This is a genomic window from Methanoregula sp. (assembly GCA_026625165.1).
Lineage (GTDB): Archaea > Halobacteriota > Methanomicrobia > Methanomicrobiales > Methanospirillaceae > MVRE01.
The window spans coordinates 146,650-165,417 of the sequence record CP112999.1 but is presented as its reverse complement, the minus strand read 5'-3'; the positions used below and the strand labels follow the sequence as shown (position 1 = coordinate 165,417).

18 protein-coding genes and 1 tRNA gene are annotated in these 18,768 nt (G+C 50.3%); 6 read left to right on the top strand and 13 right to left on the bottom strand.

From position 1 onward, the window contains the following. The first annotated feature begins 118 nt into the window (after positions 1 to 118). Genes OS112_00880 through OS112_00855 form a run of 6 tightly spaced genes read left to right on the top strand, consistent with a single transcriptional unit; the run spans position 119 to position 3,831 of the window. Complete coding sequence (locus tag OS112_00880) at positions 119 to 718, top strand: hypothetical protein (GenBank protein ID WAC05211.1); 600 nt, start codon at positions 119 to 121, stop codon at positions 716 to 718. Position 719: 1 nt separating this feature from the next. Then, positions 720 to 1,748 (top strand): hypothetical protein, encoded by a 1,029-nt coding sequence (locus OS112_00875; protein WAC05210.1) that lies wholly within the window; start codon positions 720 to 722, stop codon positions 1,746 to 1,748. Beyond that, complete coding sequence (locus OS112_00870) at positions 1,742 to 2,251, top strand: hypothetical protein (protein ID WAC05209.1); 510 nt, start codon at positions 1,742 to 1,744, stop codon at positions 2,249 to 2,251. The genes OS112_00875 and OS112_00870 overlap by 7 nt, the downstream gene beginning before the upstream one ends. Further along, positions 2,239 to 2,610 carry a hypothetical protein gene (locus OS112_00865; protein ID WAC05208.1) on the top strand — a complete coding sequence of 124 codons (372 nt, stop codon included), beginning with the start codon at positions 2,239 to 2,241 and terminating at the stop codon, positions 2,608 to 2,610. The genes OS112_00870 and OS112_00865 overlap by 13 nt, the downstream gene beginning before the upstream one ends. Then, positions 2,591 to 3,043 (top strand): hypothetical protein, encoded by a 453-nt coding sequence (locus OS112_00860; GenBank protein ID WAC05207.1) that lies wholly within the window; start codon positions 2,591 to 2,593, stop codon positions 3,041 to 3,043. The genes OS112_00865 and OS112_00860 overlap by 20 nt, the downstream gene beginning before the upstream one ends. Next, a complete protein-coding gene (locus OS112_00855) occupies positions 3,043 to 3,831 on the top strand; it encodes a hypothetical protein (GenBank protein ID WAC05206.1) in 789 nt (262 codons plus the stop codon). Before OS112_00860 ends, OS112_00855 begins: the two co-directional genes overlap by 1 nt. A gap of 38 nt (positions 3,832 to 3,869) precedes the next feature. On the opposite strand, the gene eif1A is transcribed toward OS112_00855, so the two are convergent. From eif1A to OS112_00790, 13 genes are all read right to left on the bottom strand, one after another. Continuing rightward, the gene (eif1A, locus tag OS112_00850; GenBank protein WAC06181.1) at positions 3,870 to 4,178 is read right to left on the bottom strand and encodes a translation initiation factor eIF-1A; all 309 of its coding nucleotides are present in this window, start codon (positions 4,176 to 4,178) and stop codon (positions 3,870 to 3,872) included. 190 nt (positions 4,179 to 4,368) lie between these two features. Continuing rightward, positions 4,369 to 4,451 (bottom strand) — tRNA-Leu (locus tag OS112_00845). Between the two features lie 480 nt (positions 4,452 to 4,931). Then, a complete protein-coding gene (polC, locus tag OS112_00840) occupies positions 4,932 to 8,828 on the bottom strand; it encodes a DNA polymerase II large subunit (protein WAC05205.1) in 3,897 nt (1,298 codons plus the stop codon). A 78-nt stretch (positions 8,829 to 8,906) separates the two neighbouring features. Further along, positions 8,907 to 9,440 carry a HEAT repeat domain-containing protein gene (locus OS112_00835; GenBank protein ID WAC05204.1) on the bottom strand — a complete coding sequence of 178 codons (534 nt, stop codon included), beginning with the start codon at positions 9,438 to 9,440 and terminating at the stop codon, positions 8,907 to 8,909. Continuing rightward, positions 9,437 to 10,426: a HEAT repeat domain-containing protein gene (locus OS112_00830; protein ID WAC05203.1), complete on the bottom strand. Its 990-nt coding sequence runs from the start codon at positions 10,424 to 10,426 to the stop codon at positions 9,437 to 9,439. The genes OS112_00835 and OS112_00830 overlap by 4 nt, the downstream gene beginning before the upstream one ends. Positions 10,427 to 10,596: 170 nt before the next feature. Continuing rightward, entirely contained in the window at positions 10,597 to 11,259 is a 663-nt protein-coding gene (locus tag OS112_00825; protein WAC05202.1) for a V-type ATP synthase subunit D, read from the bottom strand. 3 nt (positions 11,260 to 11,262) lie between these two features. Beyond that, complete coding sequence (locus OS112_00820) at positions 11,263 to 12,660, bottom strand: V-type ATP synthase subunit B (protein ID WAC05201.1); 1,398 nt, start codon at positions 12,658 to 12,660, stop codon at positions 11,263 to 11,265. Further along, complete coding sequence (locus tag OS112_00815) at positions 12,657 to 14,399, bottom strand: V-type ATP synthase subunit A (GenBank protein WAC05200.1); 1,743 nt, start codon at positions 14,397 to 14,399, stop codon at positions 12,657 to 12,659. The genes OS112_00820 and OS112_00815 overlap by 4 nt, the downstream gene beginning before the upstream one ends. A gap of 5 nt (positions 14,400 to 14,404) precedes the next feature. Continuing rightward, positions 14,405 to 14,725 (bottom strand): V-type ATP synthase subunit F, encoded by a 321-nt coding sequence (locus tag OS112_00810; GenBank protein WAC05199.1) that lies wholly within the window; start codon positions 14,723 to 14,725, stop codon positions 14,405 to 14,407. After that, a complete protein-coding gene (gene ahaC, locus OS112_00805) occupies positions 14,718 to 15,776 on the bottom strand; it encodes an ATP synthase A1 subunit C (protein WAC05198.1) in 1,059 nt (352 codons plus the stop codon). Before ahaC ends, OS112_00810 begins: the two co-directional genes overlap by 8 nt. Beyond that, positions 15,757 to 16,353 (bottom strand): V-type ATP synthase subunit E, encoded by a 597-nt coding sequence (locus tag OS112_00800; GenBank protein ID WAC05197.1) that lies wholly within the window; start codon positions 16,351 to 16,353, stop codon positions 15,757 to 15,759. Before OS112_00800 ends, ahaC begins: the two co-directional genes overlap by 20 nt. 151 nt (positions 16,354 to 16,504) lie before the next feature. Continuing rightward, complete coding sequence (locus OS112_00795; protein ID WAC05196.1) at positions 16,505 to 16,723, bottom strand: ATPase; 219 nt, start codon at positions 16,721 to 16,723, stop codon at positions 16,505 to 16,507. 117 nt (positions 16,724 to 16,840) lie between these two features. After that, entirely contained in the window at positions 16,841 to 18,763 is a 1,923-nt protein-coding gene (locus tag OS112_00790; protein WAC05195.1) for a V-type ATP synthase subunit I, read from the bottom strand. Positions 18,764 to 18,768 lie beyond the last annotated feature (5 nt).

Sequence of the window (18,768 nt, the reverse complement as noted above, 5' to 3'; positions counted from 1 at the left end):
ATCAAGGTTTACCACATTATGACAGGTTCTTCTTATCCCGAAAATAAAATAATCCGGTTCCCGAAGACGTACCAATATTTATATCTCATTCCCCACCCATTCACCTTTAGGGGAAAAAATGCGCAGGAATGATATCGTCCTCTTCCTTCTGGCACTCGTCATTGTCTGGTTTGCCTCTGTCATCTACCTGGCGGGAACAAGCTCAGACATTACTCCCCAGGTGAATGCACAAAATATCAAAATATCAGACGTCGGGCTCATTTACCTGCCAGACGCTGGTCAGCCCCAGCCGTTCGCTTTTGAAGACGTTATTGACCAGATCCCATCATACCTTGTCGAGACCAAGGGGGTTTCGTCCAATGTTACGACCCATTACATCCGGGGAACTAATATCGATACCGATGGAAAGGCAACCAAATGGGTGTTTGGGATCCGGTACGATAACCAGAGCGCCCTCATGTACTATGATGTTTCGGGATGGCAATCGGTCCCCTGGCAGGGAGGATTTCCGGAGCAGGAGATCAGAAACGGCACATTTTTTTCGCCAACGGATCTTGTCAGAAAAAATTCAGGAATTCTCTTTGGGTCAACCCCCGTGCAAAAGGATCAGGTCCAACTCCTGGAACTCGGTAATGGGGTATACACTGTTACGGTGAACCGTCTGGAGAACCGGCAAATCTTTTTATTTGATGCAAAAACAGGGGCGTTGATTCCGTAATATGCCTGATGACGGGGGAAACCTCTCTATTGATTTTCTTGCGGGAATGACCCTCTTCATGATCGCAATAATCTGGGTGGCGACCATGATCCCGGGGCTCCTCATCGGCCTGCAGTCACGGTCAATAGATTATGATGCAGTGGCATACCGGACCGGCGTCATCCTTATCGAAGATTCCGGAATGCCTGCAAATCCACCGTGGGAGATCAAGGACGATCTCCAGAAAGATGAGATCGAACGGTTCGGGCTCACGATCTCAAAAGAAACTCCGAATATCCTAAAATTCAGCAAAGTGGAACGGTTTTTCTGCAGTACATCATTTTCCTATCCTGATGACTATCAGCACCGGGTGATCTTTGGTGATCGCCCGTACCGGTTTAATATATCCCTCACAACATTCGATGGATTGATGAACAACTCTGTCGGGGATATAAAACCTGACGGGTATGGGTATATCCGGCGCCTCGTGAAGCTGAAATATCCCAGCAATGCGACGATCCAGGCGCCCAATTACAGAAATTCCGGACCATCAGCAAATGTTACCACTCATATTTTTTCGCTTCAGATCAACTGCACTCACATGATCTGGGATGAAAGAAACCCGGCGTACCAGATTAATCCCCTCCAGGACCAGATTATGATAAACGTTACCAATCTGAGCAAAGCCCCGGTGTTCTGGGCCGACACCAATTCAATTAACCTGACAAACATCAAAATTTACCGGCAGAACCCTGCGCAACCACTTGTCCAGGTACGAACATTTGACGACCCGTATATTGATGGGGGAAGTGCCACCACAACGCTACCCGCTACCATAGTTGAAAACGTATCAGTCATATTCCCGGCAGGATTCTTCTATGGCATGGCAACCGACAATACAAATTTGTATATAAATTACACATTTACCTTAAACCAGCAGGATAACTTCTTCAACAACAGCTTCACCTTGCCTTACCAGTATGATTACAGCCCGAACAGGGTGACCCAGCCAAAATTAATTGAGGGGGTTCTGGAGGTGGCAGTATGGTAAACCATGATGGGCAGCTCTATACCATTGAAGGGGTTGCTGCCGGACTTATCATGCTCCTGACCGCATTTATCGTTGTCGGCACCACATCCGTATATACTCCGGGAGACACCCATATCAGTGATATGCAGCTGGAGCAGCTGGGAAGTGATGGATTGCATATGATGAACACTCCGAACACGTCTGCAGCATCTTCTGAAAGCGCACTCCAGACTATGATAAAAAATAACGAAAGGGACAGGTTTAAGGAGACTTTTCTTTCATTCTGCAATACAACGGGTGGAGGGACTAATGATCATCTTCAGTTCAGCGCTGACGTCTATTACCGGGACACCCTGACAAATTCAGTTAATCTGTATCACTTTACCGAATCACGCAAACCCACCGGAGGGGAACATGCGGTAAGAGTGACGGAATGGGTGAAGATGAATGGTGGGGGGGGGCCGCTCCCGATTGATAACCGGGTCCAGGCGGTTCTCATGGAGGTGCTTGTATGGCGCGACTGAATGATGATGCTCAATGGATCGTGCTCATGGGATTCATGGTAAGCTTCTCCCTGTTCTTTTTAGGAATTGTGATCAACCAGTCAACGGTCGTGGGCCAGACAACTGCAGAAGGAGTCCTGGAATTTCCAAAAAATGATATCATGAATGTGCGAAGCGTGGTGCTCCAGTCTTCCGGAATTTCCGTTCCTGCTGATCTCGATAATGTCCGGAAGGATATTTCCTCAATTGCAATGGCCAGGAAGAATGCAGTCGTTTCATTCAGGGTAACCGATGCACCCCCTGGATTGACCTATACAAAAATCATAGATATCCATTATAACAATGGAGTGACCGCATACAATGAAACAACAAATAACTGAACGAACAAATGACGCGGGGGTTGCAAACCTTATCGAATATGTTATGATCAGCGGCGTCCTCGTGTTTCTTATGGCCGTGATGATGCTGATGGTAAATACCAATATCATGGAGGGTCCGGCTGATCAGGTAAGTTCTTCAGCATTTACTGATATCGGCAACGGAATCAGCACGCGTATTGTCGATGTGTATGTCACTTCGCCGTATAATGGGACAATTTCCACGATATTTGATATCCCAGATGATGTGGCAGGCAAGGACTATTTTGTTGAGATAGGGCAGGGTGCAACACCCACCAACCAGGACGTAACGGTCTCGAGGGGATTTATTTCGAGCAAAGTATCGCTTGCCGGTATCGGGGCGACTCGCGGTGTGATGGGAAACACCACAGGCAGGGGGATAAACAAAATCAGTTATGATTCCGGAGGTTTCTGATGGTTATGCATAAGATTCGGGAGAGAGATGAGCAGGGTATATCTGAATCAATCGGCTTTATGTTAATTTTCACTCTCATCATTGTCGGTATTGGGCTGGTTACACTCTATGGTTATCCTCTTCTCCTGGAGCAGCAGGTAAATGCTGATACGCGGATCATGGAAAAAAATATGATCGTAATACAAAACGATATAAAAAGTCTCACTTACAAGAGTGTCCCCTACAAAGAAACGTCGCTTAAGATCGGCGGGGGAATGCTCACTGTATATAATACAACGGCAAATCCTACACCTTCCTTTATTATTTCGGATCTCAATGGTCCTATTGCTGTATTTAACCCGGGACAACTCCAGTATGAATCTGTAAGTGCCCAGCAGGTAATCGCAATTGAAAACGGCGCTGTAATAACACGGCCAATATATCAGCCGGGTTCGGTTATGCTTGCAGAACCGCGTTGGTTTAGTGATACCGATCCAATCACCTCAAAAACGACCACGGTTATATACCTGATTGGAATTAATTCAACGGATATTCTGTCAAGAACGGGTGTAGGGACTGTTCAGATGCAACTGCAACAGGATATGACGAACTATACCGAAGTTTCAGCTCCTTCCAACCCCATTATTGTCACCTATACACCTGATCCTGCCAACGATTTTTCTGATGCATGGCGAAATTATATTACAATTTCCCTTAATTGGGTTGAGACTGCTCCCAATACATATCAATTACCCACATCTGACACACTTATCATTAAAAAATATGACATTATGGTCAAAGGCCTGTAATTGAAAGATTTTCTCATTTTTATTTCTTTAAAAAAAGCTTACAGATAATGATTTCTGCGGAGCCATTCGACCTGAGGCCCGGTATACCGGTAAATAATATCACATTTTTCGTCCTGGAAGTTCCACGGGATGACAATCAGGATGTCACCTTCGCGGATCCAGACCTTTTTCTTTATCTTCCCTTTGATCCGCCCTAAACGGGTGATCCCGTCAAAACCCCGCACGCGTATGTGATTTGCGCCCATCATCAGTTCGGCACAACCGAACATCTCGCGGTTTCCCTTTCGGGGCAACCTGACCCGAACAATTTCCCCGGTTTCATTCTTCTCTTCATTAAATTCGGACAGTACACCATCTCCCCTTAATAATTACATCATTAACGTCTCTTGAGTGAATATTCTTGTTCGTGCGATAAAATATAATTTTTTCGGGATGTAAAAACCGGTTATCCGTCAGCCGGTTAATTAAAATTCCTGTGATTTCCAAAAAAGAATGAAAATCAGGATAGAAATTGATGATCGAAATCACCAAAAACGATGCGAGGGGAGGGAGTTGAACCCGCGAACCCCTTCGGGAACGGATCTTGAGTCCGCCTCTGTTGGCCACTTAGATACCCTCGCTCAGAATAGATTTGGTGCAGGATCGTAAAAGGCTTTGAGTTTTTTTAACCCATAATCCGAAAATTCCGGACTGATCCTTGAGTCTCCTGCAGCCAGCCGTATCTTGCTATTCTTGCTTTGGGGTACTTGTAAAACAGGTATGGGATTAGGGAGATAGCAGATTAAAAAATTTGGGTATAGAACCATTCTAACCACCAATTTTTCCTGTAACAATTGGAAAAGTAATTCATTCAGACACTCCCGGGGGCTTCGCCGTCGGCTCGCCCCCGCCGTTGTGGCGACCCCCTATATTGCGATAGATGGATAAAATCCTGTTTGAGCCAGGATAAACCACGTCTTAAATTATCTCACTTTTTTTCTAACTATTTAATTTCTAATTTTTCAGCTAATTTTTACATCTGAACTCAAATTTTATTTTAGTGGTTTAATAAGGACTATACCCAAAATTTTTATCATAATTTTTACGAAAGCAGGTTTTAGTCACATGAAATCTGCAAGCCCGAGCTGGTGTTGTTTTTCCAGACCGAACGTGGAGGTGATCGCAAGGTCAAGCACGTCAACCCGCTGGCGGGTATATTCGGAAACATGGTATTTCAAGCAGAGAACCTTTGACATCTCCAGATACTTTTTTACCGATCCTTCATGGACAGTGGGCACGATGTTGCCGTTACATATTCCCTTGCCCCGGAACCGTATGCATTTGCCGGAGAGCGGCATCCTGCGGAACGTCGTATTACATTTGGTGCACCGGAACTTCTGCTTGGAAAACGCAGAAAGGTTGCCCATAAGATCTGGTATGAAGTGCGTGGTAAGAACGCGTTCTGCTACATCGTCAGCATCGACAGCCCGGATCCGTTCTGCGAGGGCAAGCTCAGCCTCCAGTTTTTCCATCATCGTCTTGAGCTTTGTATACGTTGACTCAAGCGGCCCCGATGAGATGTCAGATGTGTCGTGGGTAAAAGAGAAGCCTTCCAGCTGGCGGGGGGTTCCAATCCGGTGTTCAACCCGGTCTATGAGGGATTCAATTTCCTTTGGTTTTGCATACCTGAGTGCCGCGTTATAGAGATCGAGCGGGTATCGTGAGCATACATCAACATTGAGGCTTTCCTTATCAATTTCAGCCGGATCGATCCTGCTTGTGAGTACAAGCGGGGCGTCCATGGTTCCGCCCCGGGTTTCCGGCAGGAATGACCGGGAGAAGTTGATAAGACCGTCAAGGAGGAGCATTATACAGTCCTCATCACCGTCACACTGTCCGGTGAAGATCCCGTTTGCCACAAGAGTATGATCATCGGCAACCGTGATACAGTAAACCCGCTCTTCCGGGGAAGGAACGGTTTCCATGGTCCTGATCTTATCGGTGATCAGGTTTGAGCCCTCGTACACCGGAACGGGATCGCCCGCCCGGATCTCGACCGCGCGGACCTTGCGGAGGTAATTTATATCCCACACCAGCATTGCATGGTCGGGAGTGACAACAAGCTCCCTGCCTCTCGAGGTTATAAACCTTATAAGTGCAGCCGGAGCGCGGTGGATCGAGACGGAGGTGATGCGGCGGATATGCATCGACCCCCCTGTATCCACTGTGCGGGTGTACCATGCCTGCGCCGGATCTGAATAATAGGTACCAAGCCGATCGATCCCGGGTTTGCTGACATCAAAATTTTCAAGAACAAATTTACGGATGGTTGTTTTTTTCCAGAGGGACTGATCAAATATTTCGATCTCCGTGTCTCCAAAGAAACAGTTCCGTCGCTTTGCCGCATGGAAGAAAGGATGAGCATAGCCGACATTCGCCCGGGTAACCCCGATGATCCGTGCAAGAACGCCTGCGCTTGTGTGCGGGGCAAGACCGATAACAAGGTGTCCGATGAGATCTTTTCTGGTTTTTACATTATAAAACGGCGGGAGCTGATAACAGCTTGTCAGCAGATCGTCAATGAACCCGGCAACTCTGATCATATAATCAGCGCATGATTCAGAGACAAGGATGTCCTGCGGGTGAAGTTCGAGAACCTGTGCCCCGTTCTGGAGGTCGTACCCGTTGATATCCGGGAGATACCCGAGTTCCCGGAACTTTTCAACACTAACCCCGACTTCATCCGGACGGATATGAGTGACCGGGAGGTCGATCATGTCAAACCGGGTCGTACCATCCTTGAAAACAAAAATATCCTGCTTTGCCCGAAGCACCCCCTTTTCCATTGCCTCGACCGTCTTTTCACGCGATATCACCCCTTTGACCCCTTTTACGAGTGCAATACTGTCGGGTTTCAGTCCAAGGCGCTCCATTGTTTTTGCATACTCCCCCTTGACATTGATACTGATTCTCTGGGTACATGAAGTCGGGACATTGCATCCCGGGCACCGGTCCATATCAGTCTCGCGGCCGCATTTCTGGCAGGTGAATACAGGCCGGGTGTGCACACTACATGCAGGACACCGGTTCAGGAAGGTAATCTCCCCGCATCCGGTACAACGGCGCCTGCCTACATCAATCTCGATTATTCCCCCCTCTTTCTGGAAATCAATGCCCACAAAGCTTGTGTCTGTTTGAGGGGCATGGTTCGAAGCTTCCTGGAATGAACGCCGGGAGCCGCCGGATTCGCCAAGTGGGAAGAGCACGTGCGGGGGGGGATTCATCTTTCGGGGTTTTGATTTCCCCGGCCGGCCCATGCGCCCGCCAATCCGGGTTCCTGCCCGCGACCGCAACGTAAACCCGCTCAGATCTGAGACGAGCGCGAGTGAGTTTGCCTGTGTCAAATCCCCACCCGCAGTTTTTTTCTTAAGGTCATCACCAAGCCCGAGGCAGGCGATGAAAGCCCGGTACTCCTTCACCACCAATTGTCCACCTTGTATTGTATGAGGGAGGAGGATCTCTTCGAGAAGGGATTTTATTCCGGGCTTATTGGGTAGTGCCAGGTATCCGTCCCGGAGTATTCCTGCTGCAGAGACAGCATCGGACAGCGAGCGGATCTGATCGCAGGTAAGGTCATCCCAGATCCATGTATAATCAGGGTGGAGAGGAGCCCCGTTTTGGGCGAATGCAATCGCCTCTTCTTCATCCTTCGGGTGCCGTTTTCCTCCCTCAAGCATCCACCACTCTTCGCAATATACCGATGGCATAAGGGGGTGGTTGTTCTCTAAAAAATCCCCAAACGAGATCAGGATCTCCCCGACATCGAGGATCCTGTCAACCTGATCGGCAAGCCGGAGGGCGGTTGCTGTATCGTCGATACGTAGCACTTCCCCGCTTTTCAATATCACGGTTGGACCCTCTATCGTATCTACGGGCACTACGCCGCATGCCTTGCCGGGGCGTTCGGTCTTCATCTGGGTGCCGACAGCCAGAAAATCGCCAAGGATATGCAGGGTGGCAGGGTTAAGTCCTGCAGCGGCAAATCCTGTGTTCCGTGACCTCCCGTAACGGAGCCGGAACCCTCCTTTGCGCATGGGATAGGAAAAGACCGGCCGGCCGCCAATGAGATCGCGGAGATACTTGTCGAGAGGTTTGATGTTGACCGTGCCTTCGTCTGTATTGTCTTTTACAATCTTGTCAAGCCAGTCCCACCCCTCCATTTGCATCTGTTCGACTTTACTTTTAAGCTTGCGTGCTTTTCCCGCGATACCTTCCGCAAGCACAAGCGCCATCCCTCCACGGACAGTGTTTGTTTCCACCCGTTCAAGGTTCCGGTGTCCTGAAACCTCCTCCTGCTCTGTTGCTTCGCCATCAATACAGACCGGGCAGTTTTTAACGATAAGCCGGATCTCCTGTTCACTGGGCAGGTACTGTAGGTTCATTATGTTGTTGTACTGACGTATCTCCTCGATATAGCGCTCGATCTCTTCCTGCCGGGGCATATACCGGTTGATGCCCAGTGCATGGCGAACATAATCCCCCACAAGTACCGAGAGAGCCTGCGCCGTTCCCCCGGCACTCCTGATCGGCCCTGCATAATAGATCTTCAGGTACTCGGTGCCGTCATCATTCACCCCGATGCCTATCTTTGCGATCCCTTCGGTTGGCGCTGCAACTACGCCTTCAGTCAACAGTGCCATGGCGGTGCGGATGGAATGGTCGAGGATCTGTTCGCGGCTTGTCTCCCCGAATCTCCGCTGCACAAAATCATCGCCGATCCTGAGCGCAACCTCCTCTCTTGACATCTGCTGTTCCAGCTCACGGATACGGACGGCAACACCCCGGATGCCAAGAAGAGCCTCAACGCGATCGGCAAGGTCGTTTGCAACCGGGATCTCAACTTCTGTCGAGGGATCCATCCCGCGGGACCGCGCCTGACACGCAATAATCATTGCAGCATCAAGTGCCGCCTGCAGGGTTTTTTCGTACTCCTGCATCCGGGAAGAGAGCTGCAACATACCGGAATGGTAGGCATGGTGAGATTTATCTGTTCGTTTCTGATTGCAGCAACAAAAAATCTGGTGTTTTCAACAGTTTCATGTGCCCTTTTTGGTATTCCCTTCACGGGCTGCCTGGCTGACCATAATTCCAATACCCTCTTCTCCCATCTGCCAGAGGGTCAGACCAGCACAGGTTTTAATGATCCCGCTACCCTCTTCAAGGCAGCGGGTGAGAGGTCCGATTGCAGGTTTTCCAATCCTGCAGAGAGCAAGAGAGATAAACCCGCGCAGTTCCCGGTCATCATCTGCGAGCGCATCGATAAGTGGTTCAACGGCAGGGGCCCCGATGGTACCCAGCGCCGCTGCAACATATTTTCGAAATTCCGGGTCGGAATTTTTTTTCATTGCTGCAATAAGCGGGTGTACTGCAGGTTGCCCGATCCGTGCCAGTGTGGTCGCAACATACCACCGCTCATCAGAGCCCTGTGCATCTCTGAGCGCCCTGATCAGGGGCATGACAGCAGATTCACCATACGCTGCCAGTTGCAAAATGGAACTGTGCCTGACATCTATCGAGGGATCATGCAGCGCTGCAATCAACTGGTTAAGCGGTTCGCCGGTTGCCGTCATCCCAACTTTTCCCCCCCGTTTATCCCGTCTTGGTCCGGTCCTTTGTGGGGGGTATTTTCTGCCTGATCATCGCCGTTCCACAACCGTTTTGCCAGTTGTTCGCATGAGGGGGTAAGTATTGCGTCGAGTATGGATGCGATGGCATACCTTTCCTGCTCGTCTGCTTTTTCCAGCATCTGTACCAGCGGTTCAATAGCATCACTTGCATGAAGCTCTCCCAGCGCATTCATCACTTCAAGGCGAACAGGCTTTTCTGAATATTTCAAGAAATGGATCAGGGGGGCAATTGCAGGAGTCCCGATTGCGGCCAGTGAGGCTGCTGCTTCTGCCCTCACATTGTCATATTTGTCCGCAAGTGCCCTGATTAGCGGTTTAACCGACGCCGGATCCTGTACCTTTCCCAGCGCGATTGCTGCCCCCCAGCGCATATTACCGTCACCCTTGCACAAAGCAGAGATCAGCGGTTCGAGGGCAGGCTTTCCAATCATACCAAGTGCCAGGGCAGCGCGGCCTTTGACGAACCGGTCTTCATCTGACAGCAGCCTTATGAGTGGATCAATTGCCCGCGGATCGCCAATTTCTCCCAGAGTGATGGCTGCCTTCCACCGTACATCGTCATCCGGATGCCGGAGCGCTGCAATGAGCGGTTCCACCGAAGGTTTTCCAATCTTTCCGAGCGCTTCAGCTGCCTTCCACCGTATCCCGCTCAGTTCTTCCCCGTTCAAAAGCCTCGCAAGAGGTTCCACCGCACCCGGATCCCCGATCTCTCCCAACGCTTCCGCCGCTTTATACCGGATATCAGGGTCATAGTGGGTTAACAGGCGGATAAGACCCCGGACGTCAAGTGCCGCTTCCAATCCTGCAATACGGTTGCCGGTAGAACACAGGTTCCTGAAATGATCGAGAAAAGAAATGCCGGGAAGCAAAAGAAAAACGGGGGCTGCCTGGCTTATGCCATTGAACGCATGAACAAGCACCGGGGTCATCGTTTGTTATTATTGCAATAAACGGGATAAAAAGATGGTTATCGGATCACTTAATCGCTGCGACCGGCTGCTTCAGAGTGCGCGGGTCTTCATCATTCGGCCGTCACACGTATGGCATCCACCCCCATCCGTTCATCTCATTGTTGATTTTTTATGATAACAGGGACTTTTTATTGCCGGTCGGCAGGAGCTCTCTGGGCTGCCTTTTTCCTGCGTTCGATAATCTTTTTCACTTTTTTTAACCGGAACAGGTCTTCCCGTTCCCGTTCGTCAATGGTATTTTCGATATATTTTGCCTGTTTTCTTAAATCCGGGATAAGCACCTGCTCCAGCGCATTCACCCTCCTCCGCGTCATCTGGATCTCGCCCCCAAGCCTTCGAAGCGAGGTCTCTGTCTCAGCAAGCCCGATGATCAGGTCCAGTTCGATCTCGAACTTCTCCGCCACCTCATCGATCCTCCCGCTTACTCCCAGAATACTGTAACCCCTCTCCAGCACGCTCTTTGCCACCCTCTTTTTCTGAAGTACCGGGACCGGGACACCCATGATATTTTTTCCCGTGATATCGATGAACAGGCCTTTCCGTGTGGCAAAGGAAGCAGACTTTAGGGTGACAGAATCGTCAACGGCAAGAGCGGTTAAAAGCGAGCGCTGTGCTGAGCTGGCAACGATCTCCAGTTCCTCCCGCGACTTGGAGACCGACTCCATGATGAGGAAGAACTCCTGCACGAGCGCATCCATCTTCTCCCGCAGAAGGTTCCTGCCCTGCTCGGCGAGCTTGATCTGGGCGTTTTTCTTGATGAGTTCCATCCTTGTCGGGTTTACCTGCTCCATGGCTCATCCCTTGCGGTATGCCGGGTGATACTTCCTGATAAAGTCCAGTTTTATCCGTTTCAGTTCTTCTTCCGGAAGCATCGACATGAGATCCCAGCCGATCTCCAGTGTCCTTTCAAGGCTCCGGTTCTCGTCTGCCTGCGTGATGAACTTCTTCTCGAACTCGTCTGCAAATTTCAGGTATTTCTTGTCCAGCTCTGTCAGTGCTTCTTCACCGACAATCGCCACGAGCCGCCGCAGGTCTCTGCCGTACGCATAGGAAGCGTAGAGCTGGTCGGCAACGTTCCGGTGATCCTCGCGGGTTTTTCCAGGCCCGATGCCAAGGTTCATCAGCCGCGAGAGGCAGGGCAGGACGTCTATCGGCGGGTCCGCACCCCTCCGGTACAGGTCCCGGGAAAGCACGATCTGTCCCTCGGTGATGTAACCGGTGAGATCCGGTACCGGGTGGGTGATATCATCGTCCGGCATGGTCAGGATAGGGATCTGGGTGATCGATCCCGTCTTTCCCTTAATCCTCCCGGCACGCTCATAGATGGATGCGAGATCCGTATACATATAGCCCGGATACCCCCTTCTTCCCGGGACCTCCTCCCGTGCTGTGGAGATCTCCCGCAACGCCTCGCAGTAATTGATCATGTCGGTCAGGATCACGAGGACATGGAGGTTATGTGTAAACGCGAGGTATTCTGCGACCGTGAGGGCGCACCTCGGGGTTGCAATCCTTTCAATGGTCGGGTCATCGGCAAGGTTCATAAAAAATACCACGCGTTCAAGGGCCCCGGTCCGCTCGAAATCATTCCTGAAGAACGATGCTTCTTTATATGTAATCCCCATGGCGACAAAGACCACCGCAAAGTTCTCACCTTCGCCAAGCACCTTTGCCTGCCGGGCGATTTGGGCGGCAAGTTTGTTTGCGGGCAGACCTGCGCCGGAGAATATCGGGAGTTTCTGGCCCCTTACAAGGGTATTTAACGCGTCAATGGTGGACATGCCCGTCTGGATGAAGTCGGCGGGTTTGTCCCTCGCGTACGGGTTGATCGGCATTCCGTTGATATCCAGGCTTGCTTCCTGGATAATGTCGGGGCCTCCGTCACGGGGTTTTCCGACACCGTTTAAGGTCCTCCCGAGCATATCGATCGAAACGTCTACCGTAGGAGGTTTTCCGGTGAACCGGACCCGGGTCTCCTTGTTGTCGATCCCGCTGGTACCCTCAAAGACCTGAACGACAGCAAGATCCCTTGACACGTCAAGGACCTGCCCTGTCCTCTCCTCCCCGGAAGGGAGGGTAATCCGGGCGATCTCCCCGAATGAGACCCCCTTTACGTACTGGACAAATATCAACGGCCCTGATACATAGCTGACCGTCCTGCATTCCTTTGTCATGAGGCTGACCGGTTTCATCTCTCCACCTCAAGTGCACCGATATATTTATCAATCTCGGAAATCAGGCCCTGGATCCGGTTCATGTCAACCTGTTCCTTCATCCTTCCGATCTCTACCTTGAGCGGCAGCTTCAGGATCTTGTTCAGCGCAATTCCCTGATTCATCGCTTCGCTCGCCCGGTCATAGAACGCAAGGATGACCTTGAGCATCCAGTACTGCTTTTCGAGCGGGCAGAAGGAATCGACCTCATGGTAGGCGCTCTGCTGGAGGAAATCCTCCCGTATCATCCTCGTGATCTCCAGTATCACTTTCTCACTCTCCGGCAGTGCATCCGGACCGACAAGCTGCACGATCTCCTGCAGTTCAACCTCTTTCTGTAAAAGGTACATCGTCCTGTCCCGCAACTCCTTCCAGTCGACAAATCCGCTCTGGACAAACCAGTCCTGAAAGCTTTCCAGATAGAGCGAGTAACTCTTGATCCAGTTCACGGACGGGAAATGCCGCCGGTATGCAAGACTGGTATCAAGCGCCCAGAAGGTTCCTGCAATCCTGAGTGTGTTCTGGGTAATGGGTTCCGAGAAATCCCCGCCCGGTGGCGATACCGCACCGATAATCGTGATGGAGCCAAGGCGTTCCCCGCCGGAACCGAGACAGACCACCCGTCCGGCCCGCTCATAGAATGCGGCCAGCCGTGTCGCAAGGTACGCAGGGTATCCTTCTTCGCCTGGCATCTCTTCCAGCCTGCCCGAGACTTCCCTCAATGCCTCGCCCCACCTTGATGTGGAGTCTGCCATCAGGGCAACGTCATATCCCATGTCCCGGTAGTACTCCGCCATCGTGATCCCGGTGTAGATCGAGGCTTCCCTCGCTGCCACGGGCATGTTCGATGTGTTTGCGATCAGGATTGTCCGCTGGATAAGGGGCATCTTTGTTCTTGGATCCACAAGCTCGGGAAATTCGGTCAGCACATCGGTCATCTCATTTCCCCGTTCCCCGCAGCCGATGTACACTACAACCTGGGTGTCGGACCATTTTGCAAGGGTCTGTTCTGCCACCGTCTTTCCTGTTCCAAAACCACCGGGGATCATGGCGGTTCCTCCTTTTGCCACCGGGAACATGGTATCAAAAATTCTCTGCCCGGTGATTAGGAGCAGGCGCGGGTCCATCTTTTTTTGGTAGGGCCTCCCTTTCCTGACGGGCCACTTCTGCAGCATCGTTATCGGGACACCGCCCTCGAGCGTGCAGACGGGTTCTTCAACCGTGAACACGCCGCTATGGATCTCCCGTATGGTTCCTGAAATGTGGTGGGGAACCATGATCCTGTGTTCGATATGGTACTCCTTCACGGTCCCAATAATGTCGCCACCGGATACCGCATCCCCCTTCCCTGCAGTTGCGACAAACTCCCACTTCTTTTCCCTGTCAATCCCCGGGACGGCGATACCACGGGAAATGAAACTGCCGCTCTTTTTTTCCAGCACCGGCAACGGTCTCTGGATGCCGTCATAAATCGAGGAGAGGAGACCCGGGCCGAGGTCAACCGAGAGGGGCGTTTCCGTGTTCAGGACTTTCTCACCGATCTTCAGGCCCGACGTGTCCTCATAGACCTGAACGACCGCCTGGCTGCCATCAAGGCGTATGATCTCCCCGTTCAGTTCCTCGTTCCCCACTTTCACGACGTCATACATCTTCGATCCTTTCATCTGGTCCGAAAGAACCACCGGACCGGAAATCCGTGAAATAACCCCTGTTATCATGACCCCTACCTCCTTATCACGATGTTATACCCGATCGCCCTCTGCAGCAGACGTTCGATGTAACTCGTCCTGTCGATACCCTTAATCCTCGAAGGGATTGGAATGATGATCGGACGGTATGTCCTGTTGATCTTTTCTATCAGTTTTTCGTCCAGTCCGGCCATCAGGTCTTCACTGATCGCGATGATCCCCGTATCGTCCTTATAGATAAGGGGGGATATGATCTTCTTTGCCTCGTCAAGACCCGATGCCTCAAGAACATCCACACCGGCAAGCCGGAACCCCGGCGCCGAATCAGGATCGGTGACAACCACAAATTTATACATAGATCAGTTCCTCCCTCACTTCTCTTTCAGGAACATCTGCCGTCTTGCACCGCGCGATGATCCTGATGTTGGTGATTTCGTTGTATTTTGCCCAGATATAACCCACAGCGATTGCGATACTTAAGGGGTCGCCAAGGATCCGGCCCATCCCCTGCTTTACAAGGTATTTCTCGAGTTCTTTTTCGAATACCGATATTTTTTGTGCTTTGAAAACCTCATCGGGTACTTTGGAGAGGAAGCTGTATGGCGTTGTCTCCAGGAACTTGATCGCACCTTCGAGCGTTCCTGACCTGACCATGGAGAGCAGCTTCTCGGGATTCAGTGTGATCCCGCCCTTGATCAAATACCTCTGCGCCTCTTCAATCTCGATGTGATCCCGTATCATCCGGAGCACGCTCTTGATATTGGTCACATCAATCTCCGTCATGACCATGTCACGGACGACATGATCGTCATATCCATCTTCTTTGAGCGTTTTCAGTGCATGTTCAAAATAAAACCGGTCAATCGCATACTCAAGGACTGCAAGATCCCTTTTTTCAGAATATTCCCTGAAATTCCGTGTCAGAGGCTTTGCATAATCGATCCCCCACGTGGCAAGGAGGTCGATCACTGACTTGGGGTCCTGCTGCTTGATCAGCTCGATCAATGTAACGTCATCCAGTTCTCCTGCCGGGACCAGGCACTCGATGATCTCTGCCGGTGTCACGTGGATGTTCTTTCCCCGCAGGATGGTCTTGATGTTCTGGACATCCCACCGGCCCAGTAGGATGCGTAAATAATCTTCGGCATCCCCCCCTTTCATGTATTTTAAGATCTTCCGGAACGCATTCGTGAAATCCTTCCGCAACGCCACCTCAATACATGCAATCCCGGAATACTGGACACTGGCTTTTTCTATCTCCTCTTTATAGGGCGTGTTTTCCAGCTCGGCAATGACGGATTCAACATCGGGCTTAAGGATCAGGGTCTCAAAGACGTGCGGGTCAAGCAGGCGACTTTTCATGCCCTTGATCCGTGCGTTTACGTAGTCATACTCCACCCTTACCACCGTACAGTATTTCAATAATTTCCGGTTTTAAGATCTCCTTTGCCGTTTCAAACCTCGACTCTATCGTATTGAACACGACGAATCTGCCATCTTTTGTGCCCGCATTCAACCCCCCGGCACAGGTAACATCGGTAACGATATCGCAGTTCAGTTTGAGTTGCGGCAACAGCTTTTTACAGAGGGTCTCATCCCGTTTGTCGATGTGCAGGCTGATTTCTCCGCCTTCAATCTCCAGAACCGCCTCTGACAGCAATTTTTTGAAATTATTTTCGTAATCCGGTTGCTCTCTTGCCGACGAAAGAATTTTTTGGGCTTCCAAAAAGGCTTTTCTGAAGACTTCATCCTTGACCCGGGTCAACTCCATCCGGGTCTCCTCTTTTACCTTTGCGAGCAATTTGTTTCTCTCCATCTCGATTGATTTTTTGGTCGCTGCCAGATGCCTCTTTTTGATAATTTCATCCTTTGCCTGTGCATCTTTCTTAATCTCTGCAGCATCGTCTTCTGCCTTTTTTAACAGCTCGCTGATCTTTTCTTCAGCACTCACCTCGACGGATTCGATCAACTGCTCAATAGACATCTGATTACCAACCCCGGTTCATTGCTCTCCAGCAGGTATTTTTATATCCAATCCTCATAATCCCCCAAAAGTTACCGGTTACGTAAGACACCCGATATGGCATGGTTCAATATACCCTCGTACATTTGGCGGTTATGGTACGGGCATATATTCATACAAGCATGATCATGATCATTGCCGCGACCACGAAACCAAGAATCACAAGAGTTTCGGGAATTGCAACGAGAATTACCATGAGACCGAACGTCTCAGGTCTTTCTGCAATTGTTCCTGCTCCCGCAGACCCGATCTTTGATTGTGCAATACCTGTTCCCAATGCCCCAAGTCCGAATGCAATTCCGGCTCCAATAGGAATTCCCCAGTCCACCATTGTTAACAACACCCCTTTTTTTAATCAAATAACACAACTACTGCTGCTGTCAATTTTCAACCGTCATACAGAACCTTTACGATACCCTGCGACGTACTCAACACACATTACATCACCTCATCCTCCTTTTTCTTCCCTTTTAAACGGTTTGTACATCTTTCCCCCTCCCTCGTAAAATTTGGAATTGAATTCTACTACATGCAGCCTGAAGGAATGTAAAAACGGGCTGAACATCGCAAGGCCGATATTAACTATATGCAGAAGGGCGGCGATTAAAAACCCGACCAGTGCAACATCCATCATTCCCCCGAGTTTATTGGCGACCAGAGCGAGAATGACCGATGCCATCCCGATTGCCATGATACGGGCATAGGAAAGAATGTTGCCGACAGTGCTCATGATCTCAAATACTCCGAAGAATCCGCCGCCATAGATGATTAACGGTAGCGCGATAATGATCAGCACAACTCCTGGCTGAAGGAGGATCTCGGGAAACATCTTTGCCGAGGCTCCGATGATGAGGAGGAGCCCGGTGATCGCGGCGATCATCCCCGCCTTTTCAATCGCATGTTTCCTGCTCTTCTTGGCAAGGGAATTGATAATTCCAATGGCGAGACCAAGGAATACATGGAACACCCCTATGGCAATCGCAAGGATGAGCAAAGGCACCAACGCCTCGATCCTGTTCCAGGTTATGCCAAGAAAGTTGACCGGATGGATCCAGCCCATCTCTTCACCGAAATTCCCAAAGAATTCGCCAAAGAGGATCCCAAAAAAGATAGTCGGGATCGAGGATATGATCAGGATGTTCATCAGGTGCTGGAGCCAGATTTCCATTTTATACTTCTTTTTCATGATCAGGGCAAACACAAGGATAATGATCCCGTACGCAATATCGCCGACCATGAGACCGAAGAAGAACGGGAAGAAAATCGCAAACAACGGGCTCGGGTCGACCTCGCGGTACTTGGGCGGGCTGACCATCTGCATGAGGAATTCAAAAGGTTTCACGAACGCCGGGTTATCATAGAACGTCGGTGCCTCGTCCATATTATCCGGACTCACGTCAAGCTCGTTGACGATGACCCGGTTTCCGAATGTATTTTTCAGGACCTCTTTTGTACTGCCCAGATATTTTTTGGGGATCCAGCCAAGGATAAAAAAAGTATACTCTGTCTGGCCGAATTTGCCAAAGACTCCTGCTTCTTCATTCCTGTCATCAAGCACCTTTTTGAGGACTGCAAGCTCCTGGTACCATTCTGCCGAGAGTTTCACGAGTTTGTTATCAATGACCCCGATCTCCTCACCCAACTTTGTTCTTTTTTCCGTAATCAGGTGAAGGACTTCATGGAACGGTTTTCCCAGATATTCCGATGGCAGCCTGACCTCGTTCACATTCTGGGAGAAGATGAACGAGTGCACCTGTTCGGAGTATTTCTTGTTGAACACGACAACCGTCGCAATGGTTGCCTCGTCCACATCCGCAGAGATCAGTTCGAACTGATTTCTGGTAATTTCGACAAGCGTATTCCTTATGATCTCAAGGACATCCTTGAACTCGCGCTGAATGAGGATGACTGTAACTTCAAACCCTTCCAGAATCGGCAACTGGTTCTCCAATGGCTGGATCTTTTTAATGATTTTTTCATACCTGTCCAGCGCATTAAGGGTGAATTCCAGGTCATTCTTGGTCGAGGCAAGATCCTTTGTGGTCGATTCCAGTTCCTCAATCACCTGGTTTGCCCTCGCAATCAGGTCGTTGTGGCTTTTGATCCGGAGTTCTTCTAAGATCTTTGCCTGCTTCCCGGCATCATCACGTATTTTGGGCAGAGCGAGGAAAATGCCCCCGATCTTTACCAGAATGTTTGCGATATCCCCGCCTTTTTCGATATCCATCTTCCGTAAGATGGTATCACCCGGAAGGATGGTCTTTGAGAGGTCCTCAAGATGAACAGTTCCGGTATGGTACAGGATATCAACAACGCTCTGCAGTTCTTTTTTCGGCCCTATGATCTGGACTTTTCTCATCTTCTGCAGCATGGTGC